This window comes from Sporosarcina limicola (assembly GCF_014873855.1).
GTDB lineage: Bacteria > Bacillota > Bacilli > Bacillales_A > Planococcaceae > Sporosarcina > Sporosarcina limicola.
Window position 1 is genome coordinate 61,762 of sequence record NZ_JADBEL010000010.1, and the last position, 17,556, is coordinate 79,317.

At 39.0% G+C, this 17,556-nt stretch carries 15 protein-coding genes; 13 read left to right on the plus strand and 2 right to left on the minus strand.

Annotation, left to right across the window (positions count from 1 at the left end):
• Nucleotide 1 precedes the first annotated feature (1 nt).
• From flgL to H4683_RS10350, 6 genes are all read left to right on the plus strand, one after another.
• Nucleotides 2-928: a flagellar hook-associated protein FlgL gene (gene flgL / locus H4683_RS10325; RefSeq protein ID WP_192598757.1), complete on the plus strand. Its 927-nt coding sequence runs from the start codon at nucleotides 2-4 to the stop codon at nucleotides 926-928.
• A gap of 471 nt (nucleotides 929-1,399) precedes the next feature.
• Complete coding sequence (fliW, locus tag H4683_RS10330) at nucleotides 1,400-1,849, plus strand: flagellar assembly protein FliW (RefSeq protein ID WP_192598758.1); 450 nt, start codon at nucleotides 1,400-1,402, stop codon at nucleotides 1,847-1,849.
• 3 nt (nucleotides 1,850-1,852) lie between these two features.
• Complete coding sequence (csrA, locus tag H4683_RS10335; RefSeq protein ID WP_192598759.1) at nucleotides 1,853-2,074, plus strand: carbon storage regulator CsrA; 222 nt, start codon at nucleotides 1,853-1,855, stop codon at nucleotides 2,072-2,074.
• A gap of 167 nt (nucleotides 2,075-2,241) precedes the next feature.
• A complete protein-coding gene (locus tag H4683_RS10340) occupies nucleotides 2,242-3,054 on the plus strand; it encodes a flagellin N-terminal helical domain-containing protein (RefSeq protein ID WP_192598760.1) in 813 nt (270 codons plus the stop codon).
• Nucleotides 3,055-3,126: 72 nt separating this feature from the next.
• Nucleotides 3,127-3,642 carry a hypothetical protein gene (locus H4683_RS10345; protein ID WP_192598761.1) on the plus strand — a complete coding sequence of 172 codons (516 nt, stop codon included), beginning with the start codon at nucleotides 3,127-3,129 and terminating at the stop codon, nucleotides 3,640-3,642.
• A 1-nt stretch (nucleotide 3,643) separates the two neighbouring features.
• Nucleotides 3,644-5,329, plus strand: coding sequence for a motility associated factor glycosyltransferase family protein (locus H4683_RS10350; RefSeq protein WP_192598762.1), 1,686 nt, complete (start codon nucleotides 3,644-3,646; stop codon nucleotides 5,327-5,329).
• A 42-nt stretch (nucleotides 5,330-5,371) separates the two neighbouring features.
• Here the strand turns inward: H4683_RS10350 and H4683_RS10355 are convergent, their stop codons facing one another.
• The gene (locus H4683_RS10355; protein WP_192598763.1) at nucleotides 5,372-8,509 is read right to left on the minus strand and encodes an IPT/TIG domain-containing protein; all 3,138 of its coding nucleotides are present in this window, start codon (nucleotides 8,507-8,509) and stop codon (nucleotides 5,372-5,374) included.
• Nucleotides 8,510-8,802: 293 nt separating this feature from the next.
• On the opposite strand from H4683_RS10355, the gene pseB reads away from it, so the two are divergent.
• The 7 genes from pseB to H4683_RS10390 all read left to right on the plus strand — a co-directional run bounded on the left by pseB (nucleotide 8,803) and on the right by H4683_RS10390 (nucleotide 15,228).
• Nucleotides 8,803-9,774, plus strand: coding sequence for a UDP-N-acetylglucosamine 4,6-dehydratase (inverting) (gene pseB / locus H4683_RS10360; protein WP_192598764.1), 972 nt, complete (start codon nucleotides 8,803-8,805; stop codon nucleotides 9,772-9,774).
• A gap of 2 nt (nucleotides 9,775-9,776) precedes the next feature.
• A complete protein-coding gene (gene pseC, locus H4683_RS10365) occupies nucleotides 9,777-10,964 on the plus strand; it encodes a UDP-4-amino-4,6-dideoxy-N-acetyl-beta-L-altrosamine transaminase (RefSeq protein ID WP_192598765.1) in 1,188 nt (395 codons plus the stop codon).
• Between the two features lie 4 nt (nucleotides 10,965-10,968).
• Nucleotides 10,969-11,700, plus strand: a complete 732-nt coding sequence (locus H4683_RS10370; protein WP_192598766.1) for a cytidylyltransferase domain-containing protein — start codon at nucleotides 10,969-10,971, stop codon at nucleotides 11,698-11,700.
• A 13-nt stretch (nucleotides 11,701-11,713) separates the two neighbouring features.
• Nucleotides 11,714-12,796: a UDP-2,4-diacetamido-2,4,6-trideoxy-beta-L-altropyranose hydrolase gene (gene pseG / locus H4683_RS10375; protein WP_192598767.1), complete on the plus strand. Its 1,083-nt coding sequence runs from the start codon at nucleotides 11,714-11,716 to the stop codon at nucleotides 12,794-12,796.
• Nucleotides 12,793-13,350 (plus strand): UDP-4-amino-4,6-dideoxy-N-acetyl-beta-L-altrosamine N-acetyltransferase, encoded by a 558-nt coding sequence (gene pseH / locus H4683_RS10380; protein ID WP_192598768.1) that lies wholly within the window; start codon nucleotides 12,793-12,795, stop codon nucleotides 13,348-13,350. The genes pseG and pseH overlap by 4 nt, the downstream gene beginning before the upstream one ends.
• Nucleotides 13,347-14,396, plus strand: coding sequence for a pseudaminic acid synthase (pseI, locus tag H4683_RS10385; protein ID WP_192598769.1), 1,050 nt, complete (start codon nucleotides 13,347-13,349; stop codon nucleotides 14,394-14,396). Before pseH ends, pseI begins: the two co-directional genes overlap by 4 nt.
• 337 nt (nucleotides 14,397-14,733) lie before the next feature.
• Nucleotides 14,734-15,228 (plus strand): DUF2920 family protein, encoded by a 495-nt coding sequence (locus tag H4683_RS10390; RefSeq protein ID WP_338062449.1) that lies wholly within the window; start codon nucleotides 14,734-14,736, stop codon nucleotides 15,226-15,228.
• A 143-nt stretch (nucleotides 15,229-15,371) separates the two neighbouring features.
• Here H4683_RS10390 and H4683_RS10395 read toward each other — a convergent pair whose 3' ends face one another.
• Nucleotides 15,372-17,369 carry a methyl-accepting chemotaxis protein gene (locus H4683_RS10395; protein ID WP_192598771.1) on the minus strand — a complete coding sequence of 666 codons (1,998 nt, stop codon included), beginning with the start codon at nucleotides 17,367-17,369 and terminating at the stop codon, nucleotides 15,372-15,374.
• Nucleotides 17,370-17,556 lie beyond the last annotated feature (187 nt).

Consider the following 17,556-nt stretch of genomic DNA (forward strand, 5'->3'; position numbering starts at 1 on the left):
AATGCGTATAACTCAATCGATGCTTGTGAATAATATGGTGCGTAACTTATCGAATAGTAACTCGAAATTGGATAAAATACAAAATCAAATCGATACTAAGAAGAGAATAAACCGTCCTTCTGATGATCCTGTGGCCATTATGAGGGGAATTGGCTATCATAGGGACGTTGATAAAATCGACCAATATAAAGAGAAAAATTTAGGTGAAGTTAATAATTGGCTCGATAATTCAGATGCTGCACTTGACGCTGTAGGAATAGTACTCCACCGCGTTCACTACATAGTGGGAGAAGCGGCGAATGGCACGAAAACAGAGGATGATCGTGCGAAATACAAAATCGAAATTGATGAGTTAAAAAAGCACCTTCAATCTATTTCAAATACTCAAATGGGGGGGAAATATATTTTTAATGGCACAAATACACTAACCCCAGTATGGAAAGATGGTGTTTTCTCTAACGAAACACTTCCAGGCCCACCCCCAGTTCCGCCCTCTGCTCCAGGTTGGGATAAAGCAGTAAATATCGAAGTGACTGAGGGAACCGAAATGACAGTAAACGTAACTGCAGTTAATATGTTCAAGGATTTAGATACGATGATGCAGAATATTGGGGATGCATTAGTCGGAACGCCAGGGAATCCTTCAAATAGTATTGAAATTAGTGCATTAATAAAGTCCGTAACAGATAACCTAGATGTTGTCCTTGAAAAACGTGCGGAACTAGGAGCACGTCAAAATCGTGCAGAAATGATGGAGAATCGTTTATCATCTCAAAACATTTCAACGATAAAGATGATGGATGATAACGAAGGCACCGATTATGAAAAAGCCATTTCAGAATTAATGTTGCAAGAAACGTCTCACCGTGCGTCACTTGCAGTAGGCGCACGAATCATCCAACCGTCCTTGGTAGATTTTTTAAGATAACATAAAGATGAGTTAAGCTTTTTACTATTATAATCTACTAAGAAAGCGTTTGGATATCCTCCAAACGCTTTTCTTTAGAAGCTGAACCTATGGGACCCGAAGAAGCGTAAGTGGGGGCATCAACTGCCCAAAACAGCTGTGGAATAAAGTTCGATTCCACTTTAAAGCCCGAATGGTTCGGACCAACAGGATGTTGGCCGCTTAGAGGAGAGGGATTGACCTTTATCCCTCTTTGTTGCCGCAGGATGCGGTGTCTTAGTCTGAGTCCCTTTTTATAATTAGTGAGGATAATGAATCCTCCTGATTGAAGTTTCACTTTATAGGTTTTTAAGCTCGGTTGAAAATCCAGCTGATGTAAACTAGTTAGCGGTCACTGTACAAAACGAAAAGACTAGGCTAACCAGCTTAGTCTTTTTAAAAAATCCAAATAATGCTATTGTACATAACAGGAACTATAAAGGAGTAGATGATATGCGTATCCAAACAAAATTCTTCGGAGATGTCGAACTATATCTCGACCAAAGATGGACATTTCCGAAAGGGATTCCAGGATTTGAAGATGAAAAGGAATTTGCTTTGCTTCCCATAGAAAACAATTCAACCTTTCAAGTATTACAATCCACAACAGATAGGGATATCGCCCTAATTGTCGCCAATCCATATCTATTAGTGGAGAATTACTCATTCGATATCGATGAACCGACAATCGAACTACTCACTATCAAAGAAGCAGAAGACATCTTTGTACTAGCAGTTCTCACTTTAAAAGATCCGTTCGAAACTTCGACCATCAATTTACAGGCACCTGTTATTTTTCAGTCCAAATCAAAAACAGCAAAACAGATGCTTATAAATGATACCGCATTTTCAATCCGTCATACAATTGGTACACAAGACACAGCCATCCAAGGGGAGGCGTGAAAGATGCTAGTCTTATCTCGTAAATTAAACGAAACAATTCGAATTGGTGATGATATTGTGATTAGAGTGGTAGATATTAAGGGAGAAACCGTCCGGCTTGGAATCGAAGCACCTAAATCCATTGAAATTTTACGCGGTGAATTAATAACCTCTATATCTGAAACAAATACAGAGGCTATCCAACTCGATGCGTCCCTTTTTACAAAGTTATCAAAAAAACTTTGAAATACTTTTAAAGTACTTTTGAAAAAGAGTAAACAAATCCAATTCAAATCCGATATTACTAGTGTAAGCAACAAGTAAGGAAGAACGGCCGATTCCTGAAAGTTGCAAACAAAAAAATGGGGTCCACACGGATGTGGGCCAACACATACTCAAGGAGGAAACACACAATGAGAATTAATCACAACATCTCGGCGCTCAACACACACCGCCAACTAACTTTCAACAACGCTAACGCTGCTAAGAGCCTAGAGAAATTATCTTCAGGTCTTCGCGTCAACCGTGCAGGAGACGACGCTGCAGGTCTTGCAATTTCTGAAAAAATGCGTGGACAAATCCGCGGTCTTGATATGGCTTCTAAAAACTCACAAGATGGTATCTCTCTAATTCAAACAGCTGAGGGTGCATTGAACGAAACACACTCAATTCTTCAACGTATGCGTGAACTCGCTGTTCAATCAGCAACTGGTACGAACACAAATGAGGACCGTACTGCAATCGAAGCAGAAATTACTCAATTAAATTTTGAAATTGACCGTATCGCTACTTCAACACAGTTCAATACTATGAACTTATTGGACGGTTCTCTTACAAGTATGGTTTTACATGTGGGTGCAAATGAAAATCAACAGATGAAATTTGCAATTGTTAGCATGGACTCTGAAGCAATTGGTGTTGCAACTATAAACATAGCTACTCAAGCTGATTCTAACCTAGCAATCACTGTGATCGATGCTGCTATTAAGAAAGTATCAGATACACGTGCTGGACTTGGCGCGATTCAAAATCGTTTAGAGCACACAATCAATAACTTAGGTGCTTCTTCTGAAAACCTAACAGCAGCAGAATCACGCATCCGTGATGTTGATATGGCAAAAGAAATGATGGAGTTCACAAAGAACAATATCTTGACACAAGCTTCACAAGCAATGCTTGCGCAAGCTAATCAACAGCCACAAGGTGTTCTACAACTACTTCGTTAATTTATAATCATTTCTGAAAAATTAGATAGCCGTAATTGGCTATCTAATTTTTAAATTGGAGGAATTTATAAAATGATCTATGTAAATGAGCTACTGGTTACAGAAGAAAAAAGTCGGGAAACGGCAGTTCAACTAGTAACGGAGTATTTAGCTACTAAAAAACTAGTTTTAATAAGTGGGAACAATGAAATATTGAACGAAGAAGAAATTAGATTACTTATTACTGAACAACCAGCAGTTCTTAAGTTGACTGCACTTCATTCTAATGAAGTGCTAAGAGATTTCAAAGAAGAATTGCATAACTATATAGTGAAAATAGAAGAATATGTCGAGGATACTCGGGAATCGGAAAACTTTACTTCTGCTATGAATAGCTTCGTTCAAGTTGCGGAGGCGTTATTAGAGTTCGAGGCTGTTGCAAATTATTTGCGAAAAAAATTGATTAATCATCAACAAATACAAGCTATTTCAACAAAAGCATTAAGCCAGGCTGAAGAAGGTGACAGCGAGTATATTCTCGATCTAATCGAGTACGAATTATTACCGATTTTACATCAATTTATAGACGAAACAAACGAGGAGATGTAAGATGTCATACATAGTAAGTCGAGTGCAATCGGACTCGGGACAAGATATATACATGTATGAAAAAAATGGACAGAAAATCGGCTTAAACTCACTTTATTCACCAGGAAAGGAAGCGGAGCGTTTTATAAAAAAGCTTGAATACTTGGAAAAGAACTTTGTAATACTGATCGGCTTTGGGAATGGTGCATTATTAGAGGGGCTTTTAAAGAGCAAAGCTTATGATCGAAATATTCATTTTCTCTTTATCGAACCTTTTTGTGAAGTGGAAGTGAGTGATGATTTAGCAAATCAAATAACAAGTACCCATAAAGTATCTTTTTTCTATGCAGAAAATTTTAATGCCATTACTTTTTCTAAATATATAGCGAAGTATATGTCCATTCCTGTTTCGATTCAAGTACATCCTAATTATTCAAAGATTGAAGACCCAGTAATAAAAGATTGTTTACAAGTAATTACTGACGGTATTGAGACAGTTCAAGTATTCAAAAATACACAAGCAGCATTTGCAATTGACTGGATTATCGAACCATTATTAAACATTCGTTCGTTACCCAAATCAATGAATATTAAAAGTTTTCAAGGTAAGTATAAAGGTGAACGAGCTATTCTTGTTGCTTCGGGTCCTTCTTTAAAAGAACACATCCCATTTTTGCAAGATAATAAAGAATCTTTTCATCTTTTTTCAGTCGGTTCAGCGTTACGTGCCTTACTTGTTAATGATATAGAACCGGATTATGTCGTTACGATGGATGCAGGTGCTACGAACTATGAGACCCATTTCAAAGACCTAAACTATAACGGAGCTCTTATTTATGAAACCGTCTCTAATTCGAAAATTCAAGATAATCATAAAGGTTCCTTAATCGTGAGCAGAAATATAGCTGAACATATAACCGTACAATTTTCGGATGAAATGTATTCATTTACTCAAACATCTCCTTCCGTTGCGATTCTAGCGTTACAGGTGATTGCCTATTTAGGTTTTTCTGAAGTATATTTTGTTGGACAAGACTTGGCTTTAGTAGATGGGGAGTATTATGCAAAGGACGTTCAACATCATGAGGCTGTAAAAAATATAAAGGAAGAATTGCTAGTGGTAAATAACCAAGGGAAACAAGTAGGAACGACGCGCGCGTTAAAAATATTTTTAGAAGCATTTGAGGAACTTATCAAAAACTTACCTAATGAAATGTCACTCTATAATCTATCTGAGCAAGGTGCAAAAATTGAAGGTACTCAATTTATAAAAGAAAGCACTATTTTAAAAGGGAATAAGAAAAATAGTACAGTTCCAAAACAATTAATCCAGTCATCAGTAGATCCAAATCATTTTATTCAGACGTTTATTGTGAAATTAGATGCATTAAAGAGGGATGTATTGGTTGCAAGCGCAGGTTTGAAGCGACATATCAAGATTGGTGTTGTGAACACAAATGACATGTCGAAGGTGTTAAGAGACTTCAGAAAAGCATCGAAGCATACCATTTTAGAAGACGTCATATTGGCCAATTTGAAATTTGTGTTTAATAGCATTGTTAATAACATCCAGTTGTTAAGTAGTGAACAAAACAATACGAGTAAAGGCTATCTTGCATTAATTAAAGAACTTGAAACTTTCTATAGACTAGTCATAGCCTATTGTGATGAAATTAGTAAAGATAAGCGATTAACACAATATAAATAAAGAGACATGGCTTGAATTGCAGCCATGTCTCTTTATTAGTTGTTAGTTGTAAGTAAATTGTGTAGTTGCTGTTTCACCATGAAGTTCTAATGTTAGATCGACTATACCTGGTGTCCCAGCAGGTATAGCTACTCTAATTCGTGTGTCTGCTAGAATTGTAAAGGTTGTCGTATTTCCACCGACTGTGACAGTCATGTTCTTATCAAAATTACCTCCAAAAAGAACAATACTATAACCGCCTGTTGCAGCGCCATTATCCAAAGATAAACTTCTAATAAAAGGTTTGATTCCTTGATATAAATATGCGTCTTGTAAAGTGGCTTCTTGTAAGTCTGTATTGACTACTTTTACCGAAAACAACCCTATATGATCTACTTTTGGTGTACGTAATGTTATTTCCGTATCAGATACAAAAGTTATTCCCGCAGCTTTGTCTCCAAAATATACTTTTACACCGCGAATAAAGTTTTGACCTGAAATTGTAACAGTTTCATTTCCAGCTACTGAACCAGCGGTACTAGAAAGTGATGTAATGATTGGTGCAAGTACTGGTGCTGGTTCTGTATACGTAAAACCATTAGTTAGAACAGCAAATTGACCATCTGCATTTAAGACTTTTACATCTACTGCACCTGCTACGTTGCTAATTGGAACTACAACTCGTACTCTAGTTTGGGAAAGAAATGTGAAAGTTGCTTCTTGGTCACCAATAAATACTTTTGAAGAACTTTCAAGGTTTTTACCAGAAAGTAGGATACTTTTTGGCTGACCCGTTAAAACAGTATTTTCTGAGATAGACGTAATTTCAGGACCAGGCAGTGGGGGTGGCGTTAAATATTCGTACGCACTGTCTAGTATAGAAAAAGATGCATCAGGATTTTCGGCTTTTACGGGTACGAAACCTGGAGCTGTAGCCGCTGGTACGTTTACTCGTAATTTGCTCGCCGATATGAAAGTGACTACTACTTCTTCGGTTCCAAAATAAATCTTCACCTGTGGATTGAAATTTCTCCCGAAAATATATATGCTTTCCCCACCTGTAGTAAGACCGCTTATCGCTGATAGATGGGATAGTTGGACAGCAGGAGCTGGTGGTGGCGTTAAATATTTATACGCATCCTCTAATACAGCGAAGCTGGCATCAGGGTTTTCAGCTTTTACGGATACAAATCCTGGAGCTGTAGCCGCTGGTGCGTCTACTCGCAATTTGCTTGCCGATATGAAAGTGGCTGCTATTTCTTCGGTTCCAAAATAGACTTTCACATTTGGATCAAAATTTTTCCCGAAAATATAAATGCTTTCCCCACCTGTAGTAAGACCACTTGTTACTGACAGATAGCTTAGTTCGATAACAGGAGCTAGTGGTGGTGTTAGGTACTCATAGGCATCCTCTAATACAGCGAAGCTGGCGTCAGGGTTTTCAGCTTTTACAGATACTAAACCTGGAGCAGTAGCCGCTGGCGCTTTTATATTTACTCTACTTGCTGATATGAATGTAACGGGTACTTCTTCACCAGCAAAATAAATTTTGACATGTCGATCAAAATTCTTCCCGAAAATATTAATTGACTCTCCACCTATCATTTTGCCGCTCTTCATTGAAAGGTAATCCAGTTCTAAGACGGGTGGAGGTGGTGGTGTCAAATACGTATATGCATCTACTAACTTTGCATTCGTCATATCTGGGTTTACTACTTTAATAGAGACTAATCCACTTTTAGCAGCAGCAGGAGATGTTGCGATTAACCTGCTTCCTGAAATGAATGAGTAGGTGGCTTCAATATCACCAAAAAATACTTTAGCACCGGGTAAGAAGTTTGAACCGGAAATAGAAACGAAATTTCCACCTTCAAATGGCCCTTCGGCAGGTGATACAGAAGTAATCGTTGGATCTGCATAATAATTGTAATTTCCAATTGCAAATTGTCGATCGGTGTTCTCAACTTTAACAATCACAGTGCCCTGTTTTCCAGCAGGTGCCGTAACAACGATTTCGTTGTCCGTAACCGAAGTCACGGTTGCTAGTTTAGCGCCGAAATAAACTTTTGCTCCGGCTAAGAAATTTTCACCAGTGATTGTTACTGTTTCTCCACCGGCTGGAATGCCTTTACTTTCAGTTATGCTTGTAATGATTGGTGCAAGGTTTTTAATCTCGACGATTGGGTTTGTTGAGTTTAATGTTTTTGTTAAACCATCTCCGATATCAAAGGTTGTAGACGTTTGAGCGATCGGATATTTACCTGCAACAGCATCATTTTTTGCGCGAATTTGGTAAGTGAAGCTAAGTTCATCTGTTTTTAATTCTGAGATGAACCATGTAATTGTGTTGCCAGTAACAGTTGGTCTAGGGATATGATTGTCATAAGAACCTGGGACCAATTCGAACGCTGAGGAAATTGTGTCTGTAATGCTAACGTTATAAGCAGATGCAAGACCGATTTCTTCTACAATCTTTCTATAAACATCTGATAATCCAACAGAACCTAAAACAAAGTGATGATGTTTTGCTGAAGAAGCCATATCCATTAACAGTAGATTTGGAGCACTAGTTGCTGGATTTTCATTGGGTCCCAATAATGCAATTGAGTAGAAAGTAATTCCCGCATTCTTTGCAGCGCTTGAGGCAGCAAGAGCTTCGGGGTGACTATTAGCAGCACCATCCGTCATAATGACAATTGTTGGCTGAGCATCTGCACGGTGGTTTGCAAGTGTTGCTGTAGCTACTTGAATCGCTTCACTCGTATTTGTATTACCACCCAGTCGGATTGTATCTACATACGCTTTTGCTGCCTCTTTGTCAGTTGTTAGCGGGAATGAGGATGCCTTGGTACTGTAATCTACAATTCCCACTTTATGTTTCGTTAAATCCATCAAATTGATGAATTCTTTTGCTGCATCTTTAGCAGCGTCAAGTCTGTTATCATCAGCCATACTACCTGACTTATCGATAATTAAGATAACGTCATTGGGCTTCACGAAAGTGGAATCCTGTGGTGTTCCCTTAACGGTAAGTGTGACGTCTGTGACTTTACCTTTTGTAAGTATATTCTCACTTACTGTTTTAGTGATATTCAGCAGATTGCCACTTGTATTCGGAGCAGCTTCTGTTGAATTTGGTACAGCTATGCCGATAATAAGGATAGCTACTAAAATTACTTTTAGACTTTTAAATAATTTCATACAAATCATCCCTTTCTTGTTTTGTAGTGCTATTTCATTATTTATATCGGCAGGATAAAAGGCTTGTTTAGTTCCTTTTTTAAAATTTTTAGAGTTGAGTTCCTTTGAACTATTATATGGAAGTCTATTGTGGAAATAGTTAAAGTTTGGTTGTTAATCGTTTAGAAAGCTGTTGATAATGTATTTATTTAAACAAGCGTATAGCATTTTATTATCATCTGGTAATAGTATGATAAAGTAAAAAGTGGAATCATTGATGAAGAAAATGAAAGAAAAAGGTTAGGAGAATAGTAATGTTCAATTTAAAAGGTAAAACGATACTTGTAACAGGTGGTACAGGGTCATTCGGGAAAAAATTCATCTCAACAATACTTCAACAAGACATTAAAAAGGTTATCGTTTTTAGTCGAGATGAACTAAAGCAATATGAGATGGCACAAGAATTCACTGATTCACGTATTCGATTTTTTATAGGCGATGTGAGGGATAAGGATAGACTATACCGTGCTTTTGATGGTGTTGATATTGTTATCCATGCCGCTGCGATGAAACATGTCGGCGCATGTGAGTACAACCCATTCGAAGCAGTGAAAACGAATATCCATGGTGCACAGAATATAATCGAAGCTGCGATTGACCGTGGAGTTGAGAAAGTCATAGCGTTAAGTACTGATAAAGCAGCAAGTCCGCTTAATCTCTATGGAGCTACCAAACTAGCATCCGATAAACTTTTCGTAGCTGCAAACTCTTACGCTGGGGACAAAAATACAGGATTCTCGGTTGTACGTTACGGGAATGTTGTTGGCAGTCGAGGCAGCGTAGTTCCATTTTTCAAGAAGATTAAATCATCTGGAATTGTTCCCATTACAGATGATAGAATGACACGTTTCTGGATTACATTAGATCAAGGTGTTCAATTTGTTTTAGATAGTCTAGAAAGAATGCGCGGCGGTGAAATATTTGTCCCTAAGATCCCTAGCATGAAAGTACTAGATTTAGCAAAAGCGATAGCTCCTGAATGTGAAATTGAAATTGTCGGGATACGTCCGGGAGAAAAGATTCACGAAGCAATGATTACGGAGGATGACGCAAGGCAAACAATTGAATTCGATACATACTTTGTAATCCAACCTGAGTTTCCTTGGTGGACAGAAGCGTATACGGAAAGCGGCAAAGCTCTTCCGGAAGGTTTTAAATATACAAGCGATGTAAATATAGACTGGTTGACAGTTGAACAGTTGCGTAGCTTAGCAGAGGGTATGTAACGATGATGGAATTCAAGCCTGTCCGTGATACATACTTACCCTATGGCCAACAGCTAATTGATGAAGCGGATATAGAAGCGGTTGTAAAGGTGCTGAAAAGTGGCTATTTAACAACGGGTCCAGCTATAAGAGAATTTGAAATTAAAGTTGCGAATTATGTAGATGCGAAGTATGCTGTGGCTTTTTCGAATGGAACAGCAGCTTTGCATGGTGCTTGTTTTGCTGCTGGGATTGGTAAGGGCGATGAAGTTATTACAACACCGATGACATTTGCAGCAAGTGCAAATTGTGTCTTATATCAGGGCGGAAAAGTGGTTTTTGCAGATATTAATCCGGAGACATATAATATTGAACCAACAGAAATTGAAAAAAGAATTACTAGTAAAACAAGAGCAATCATTCCAGTTGATTTCACTGGTCAGCCAGTGGAATTAGATCGCATTTATGAGATTGCTAGGAAATACAAGCTGGTTGTTATTGAAGATGCTGCTCATGCGCTTGGCTCGACTTATAAAGGAAGAAAAGTGGGTTCATTAAGCGACATGACGATGTTTAGCTTTCATCCAGTAAAACATGTGACATCTGGTGAAGGCGGTATGATTACTACTAACAATAAAGAATACTATGAAAAATTGATTCAATTCCGTTCCCATGGGATTACAAGAAATCAAGAGAAAATGACCGAAACCCATGGACCGTGGTATTACGAAATGCAGTTTCTAGGCTATAACTACCGCATGACGGATATCCAGGCAGCACTCGGTTCAAGCCAGATGAACAAATTGGAAGAATTTGTATTAAGGCGTAAAAATATTATCAATATGTACAATAAAGCTTTTGGGGGAATGGGGGAATTAACAATTCCCTATCAAGCATCTGAAGGCGATTCAAGTTGGCATTTATACGTAATTCGGCTAAATTTGGAGAAGTTAAGTGGAGATAGAAAAGAGATTTTTGAAGCACTTCAAAAGGAAAACATCGGTGTGAACGTACATTATATCCCTGTGCACCTACTTCCTTATTATCAGCAACTTGGCTATAAGAAAGGTTCATTACCACAGGCGGAGAAACTGTATGAAGAGATGATGTCATTGCCGTTATTTCCAGCGATGACAAATCAGGACGTGGATGATGTAATTCATGCAGTTAACAAGATAATTGCGTACTATTCAAAAGGAAAAGGGAATTGAGTGTATGAAAATAGTAGCAATTATTCAAGCGAGAATGGGGTCAACAAGACTACCAGGAAAAATAGTGAGAAAAGTAATGGATAAAACAATACTTGAATATCAACTAGAGCGTGTTCAGCAATCTAAGCTAATCGATGAAGTTATTGTTGCGACCACTCAAAAGGAAAGTGATAATGTAATAGTAGCATTGTGCCAACACCTTGGCATTCATGTATACCGAGGTTCGGAAAATGATGTTCTCGCACGATACTATGAGGCTGCTGTTGAATGTAAAGCCGGCATAATTGTGCGGTTAACATCAGACTGCCCGCTCATTGATGCGGAAGTGATAGACCAGGTCATTCAGCTGTATTTGGACCGACAGGGAGAAATCGATTACGCATCGAACATAATGGAACGGACCTTTCCGCGGGGATTGGATACTGAAGTTTTTTCTTTCAGAGCTTTGCAAAAGGCGTATGAAAGTGCTTCGTTAGAAAGAGATCGAGAGCATGTCACAGCTTACCTTTATACGAATCCGGGCGAGTTCCAGCTTGGAAATATAACATCTTCACAAAATTTAGGCAGTCATCGTTGGACAGTTGATACAGAAGAGGATTTTGAATTGATTCGTCGAATTATAGAGTCCTTATATCCCCAAAAAGCAATATTCACTGTACAAGATATAATTGAGCTGCTCGATGAAAATCCTGCTTGGGTAGAAATTAATGCGCATATTGAACAAAAGAAATTATAGGACGTGAACTAAAATGAACATCGTCATTCGCACAGATGCCTCTATTAAAATCGGTACAGGCCATGTAATGCGTTGCCTGACATTAGCAAAACAACTTGAACGTCACAGTGGAAGGGTGACGTTTGTTTGCCGTAACCTTGAAGGAAATAACATTTCTTATTTGCGAGATCAAGGAATGACAGTACATACATTACCGCCTGTTAAAACGAGTGAATATGATGTGCAATGGACGAAAGAGCATTGGGAATTGGATGCCGAAGAAACTGTTGCGATGATGAAGGAAATGAACAATGAAATTGATCTAATTATTGTCGATCATTACGGATTGGATAGTCAATGGGAAAAGAAATTACGTAGTTATACAAAAAATATGATGGTTATTGATGATTTAGCGGACCGACCACATGTATGTGATCTTCTTCTCGATCAAAACTATTATCTGAATATGAGCGAACGTTATAAAGGAATCGTACCAGATCATTGTATTCAGATGATTGGGCCGGATTATGTATTACTTCGTGATGAATTTTTGCAAGCGGCCAATGAACCAAGAGAAAGAACTGGAGAAATCAATAACATCCTTGTCTTTTTCGGCGGTACTGATCCAACAGGGGAGACGATAAAGACATTAGAGGCCATCAAAGAATTGACTATTCCAGAAATTACTGTTCATGTTGTCGTTGGTGCGTCAAATCCAAAACGCCATAACATTGAACAGATGTGTAGCAAGATGCAAAATGTAAATCTTTATTGCCAAATTACTACTATTGCGGAATTGATGATGAAAGCGGACCTTGCGATTGGTGCGGGGGGTGCGACGACGTGGGAACGGTGTTTTTTGGGATTGCCATCATTGACTGTTGTTGTGGCTGAAAATCAACGTGAATTAACTTTGACGCTTGCTAACCAGGGAGCAACGACGTATCTTGGTTACAGTTCTGAGCTGACAAAGGATGTGATTCAAAAGGCCATTCTTGAATTAATGCGTAATTCTGATCAGCTGAAGGATATGACAGAAAAGTGTGCGGATATAGTGGACAGTCAAATGATCAAGAAAAATCCCGTGACATTGAACATAATGGAGTTGCTCCAATGAGTATTGAAGAGAGGGCATTCCTTAAAGATATTGCTGAAAATGATTTGCGTTTTATACTGGATTGGCGTAATCAAGAGTCAATCAGGAAAGTCATGTTTAATCATGATATGATTTCGTGGGAACAGCATATCCAATGGTTCAAACAAGTGCAAACGAGTGTCACAGCTCTATCTAAAGTTTTTTATTTTGATGATGTCCCTTACGGTGTTTTGAACATTACACAAATTGATCCAATCCATAACCGATGTGAATGGGGTTTTTATATTGGAGAACCTGAGGCACCAAAAGGGATGGGAACCGTTTTGGGATACACGGCTTTAAACTATATTTTTCGAGAACTTAAGATACAGAAACTAGATGCAGAAGTGTTGGATTTTAATGATAAAAGCATCTATTTTCATAAAAAGCTGGGTTTTAATCAGGAAGGAAAACGTAGAGAATATGTTGTGAAAAATGGTCAATACATAGATGTTGTACTTTTTGGTTACTTAGCGACAGAGTGGGATGAACAATATTTGGCTTTAAAAGAATTACTAGAAGGGAGAATAATATGAAAAGTATAAATGTAGCTGAAGTTTGCATTGGAAAAGAATACAAGCCTTTCATCATCGCCGAAATGTCAGGAAACCACAATCAATCATTAGAACGCGCATTAGAGATTGTTGAAGCTGCTGCTAATTCTGGCGTACATGCCTTGAAAATTCAAACGTATACAGCTGATACAATGACACTCAATATTGAAAAACCCGATTTTGTAATTAGTGATGAGGAAAGCTTGTGGAAAGGTAACTCATTGTATCAGCTCTATCAGCAAGCTTATACCCCTTGGGAGTGGCATAAGCCGATTTTTGACCGGGCACGAGAACTTGGTATGATTCCCTTTAGCACGCCATTTGATGAAACGGCTGTTGACTTTCTTGAAGAACTAGATGTACCACTTTATAAAATTGCTTCATTTGAAAACAATGATATTCCTTTGATTAAGAAAGTTGCGGCAACAGGAAAACCAATGATTATATCAACGGGGATGGCGACAGTAGCAGAATTAGACGAAGCAGTTCGTGCCGCCCGAGAAGCAGGATGTAGAGATTTAATTTTATTGAAATGTACAAGTAGTTATCCCACCACACCTGAAAATACGAATATCTCGACAATCCCACATATGCGAGAATTATTTGATGTGCAAGTCGGTTTGTCCGATCACACAATGGGTACAGGCGTCGCAGTTGCGAGTGTCGCATTAGGCGCAACTGTTATTGAAAAACATTTTACCTTGTCACGTGAGGATGGAGGAGTAGATGCAGCATTTTCAATGGAGCCTAACGAAATGGCGACGCTTGTTGTGGAAACAGAACGTGCATGGCAGGCCATGGGAGAAGTCATATATGGTCCAACTGAAAAAGAACAATCATCATTGAAATTCAGACGGTCGATTTACGTAGCACAAGCTATTAAAGTGGGCGAAGTGTTTACCAAAGATAATTTAAAGACTATACGACCAGGGTACGGGCTTGCACCGAAATATTATGACCGGCTACTTGGAAGTAAGGCGAAGAGTGAGTTGAAAGCTGGAGAACCGTTGAGATTTGAGGATATTTAACTTCATTCAGCAGAAGTCTCCCACTTCTATAAATGATGAGATGAATGCAAAGTGTATAGACAATTCAGTGGGGGTTAAAACCCTGTTGAATAAAGTTAAAGCCTTCGGCGGATGCCACGGATTTTGAAAGGAGTGAATTGAGCAAGCTCAATTCAAAATCCGAGCGCAAATACGCCGAGGCGTATTTGATGTTTTAAAGGAGAACAATATTGCCGAAAATAAAACGATAACAATACCAGCACATCATACTATTTATAATGGCTCACTGGGACGACAACTTCGGATTGATTTTTCGATACCGACTGCCGGAGTGGCAACTGAAACGGGGTTGCTATTTTTGGCTCCTGGCTTTGGGGGGACTATTGAATCCAATGTGTATAAAAAAATGCGTGATGTGTTTGCAGATAAGTATAACTTAGTAACTTTGCAGTGCGCATATTTCGGGGAAGAGTTTATGCAGAAGCCGGAAAGTATTAATTTGAAAAACGGAGCTAAAGAAGTGGCACGTTATCTTAACGCTGCTGAGTTGGAAAAATTCAGGAAAAATCCATCGTCTTTCTTTAATCTGCTTTCTTCTAAATCGGGAACACTCCCATTTGTAGCGAATATGAATGAGACTGAAAATAATTTTAATGATATGGGGTTTATGCAAGCAATCGATATTGTAACAGCATTAGAGGCAATCAAAATTATCTTGAAAGAAAATGATCTACCTTTTAATGAACAGAAAACGATTGGTTATGGCCACTCTCATGGGGCCTATCTATTACATTTAAGTAATCGTTTAGCTCCGCATTTGTTTTCATATATTATTAATGAAGCCCTACGATGAAATTCAGCTGTCGAAAACAAGAATTGCTGTGGACTATTCACATGGACTTCCAATGTTTCAGTTCATGTGAATAGGAGGTATTAAAGGTATCAGCACAACAGAAAAACCGCTTAGGGCAAAGTCCTGAGCGGTTTTTCATTTATCTATATGCTAAATTGATTTACGGCCTCATTCAACTCCTCGCTCAATTTCGTCAATGTATCAGCTGCATCTGATACAGATTGGATGGCGCGAAGTTGTTCGTTGGATGAGGCACTCACTTCTTCACAGGCTGCGGCTGTTTGTTGTGAAGTAGCTGCCATTGTTTGGATTGTCTCGGTGACGTCGTCTTTATGAACGGAAACTTTTTGAATTTCGTCGGAGACGGCGTCGATGGATGCTTGCATTTCAGCCATCAGTGTAGAAATCTCGTTGAATGTCATCTCGGTGTTGTGGACGACCACTTCTTTACAATGGAAGTTTTCGATCGTTTCATTCATCTGTTCAGTGACGAGACGGGATTCTGTTTGTAGTTCCTGGATCGTCACTTTTACTTCTTCTGTTGAGCGTGCCGATTGTTCGGCAAGTTTACGTACTTCATCGGCGACTACCGCGAAACCTTTACCGTGTTCGCCCGCACGTGCCGCTTCGATGCTTGCGTTAAGTGCAAGCAGATTTGTTTGCGAAGAGATTTGAGTAATTGTTTCCATGACGCCACCAATCGCTTTCACTTTATGTTCCAATGTGCCGATAACTGAGGCCATCGCTTGCAAGTTGAATTCCCAATCTTCAAATGAGTGTTCCAGTTCTCTCATCTGAACTTGTCCATTGCTGTTCATTGCATCAGCCTTTATCGCAATCTCGGACATTGTACTAGCTTTGACTATGATTTTATTGATTTGACTGCCAAGGAGGTTGGCTCGTTCTGTTACAATTTCTGCATCTTCGGCTGATTGTGCTGCGCCGTTTGCGATTTCATTTATTGCATGCGCCACGTCTACACCGGACGCATTCGTTTCTTCCACAATCACGCTCAAGCTTTTGGAGCTCATCCGAACGTTCGATGCGGAACTGTTGACGGTTTTAATGATGGTGTTCATATTGTCAATCATTATATTGAAGTTATTGCCGAGGTCCCCGATTTCGTCTTTCGTTTTGATATCGGAACGGAGGGTTAAATTACCTTCCGATACAGAATGCATCAGTGATTTAAGTGTGCTAATCGGATTGATAGTCCGGCTAATCATGACATAAAGTACAATGAAAATGGCCAGGAGAGTAACAAGGGCGACAATGAGCATTGACAGTAGCAAGTCATTTGCCAAGGCATTAATTTTTTTCTCATCATAAATGCCGCCGATTTTCCAACCGAAATTCGGAATTGTCGAATAGATATTGACTTTGTCTACACCTTCGTCTTCAAAGTGAATTGCTTCACGTTCGTTCCCTTCACCGTACATTCCAGCAATGAATGGCAAGTCCATCAAGTTTTTCCCAGGCAGTGTTGGATGGGCAATTGCCGTACCTTTTGTGTCGAATAACACAGGATAGCCGCCGTAACCAATTTCACTAGATGAGATTTTCTCTGTCAATGAAGAGAGTTGGATGTCAAGTGCGAGGACCCCGACCAATTTGCCGTTCGATTGGACCGCTTTGGATACAGCTATGACAACTTCTTTTGTAGCCTTATCAATAAAGGGTCTTGACCAATGGACAGTATCCGGGTTTGATACGGCTTTGGTATACCATTCTCGCGATGTTGGATCGAAATTTGCGCCAAGATTAGCTTCAGGTAAAATTGTTATCTGTTTGTTCGGCAATGCAATATAGATAGATGTCACATCTTCATGCAGCTCAAGGAAATAGCTGAATTCCCTTTTTAGTGAAGCGAGTGAAGGATTATTTATAGTGACTTCTTCAGGGGCGATAAGACCCTCCACTGTTGGTGAGATAGCTAATTGTGCAAGGCCTTTCTGGAATTGGGTGAGGTAGTTCTCGACAGCGAATCCCATCTCGTTGATAAGTGCGCCGTTTGAATCCACTACGCTAGCATTCGTTCCCGTTCTCACTTGTGCTGTACTGATAATGGTCATGGTTGATATTCCGACTAAAAATAGCGCCATCACTGTTAGGATGATTCTTGTTTTGATAGACTTAAACATATAGTACCCTCGCATTCTTTACATTGAATTGTCTACACTATACATTTCGGTTAGAAATGCGGTTTATTGAGGGTGTGTTGAGATGGTCCAAGATTGGTAATTGTGTCTTTAATGATGGTTTTTTAGAGAGGTATTAACAAATATTCCCACAGAGAGGATAGTTTTTATTGTCAATTACCTTAACTTC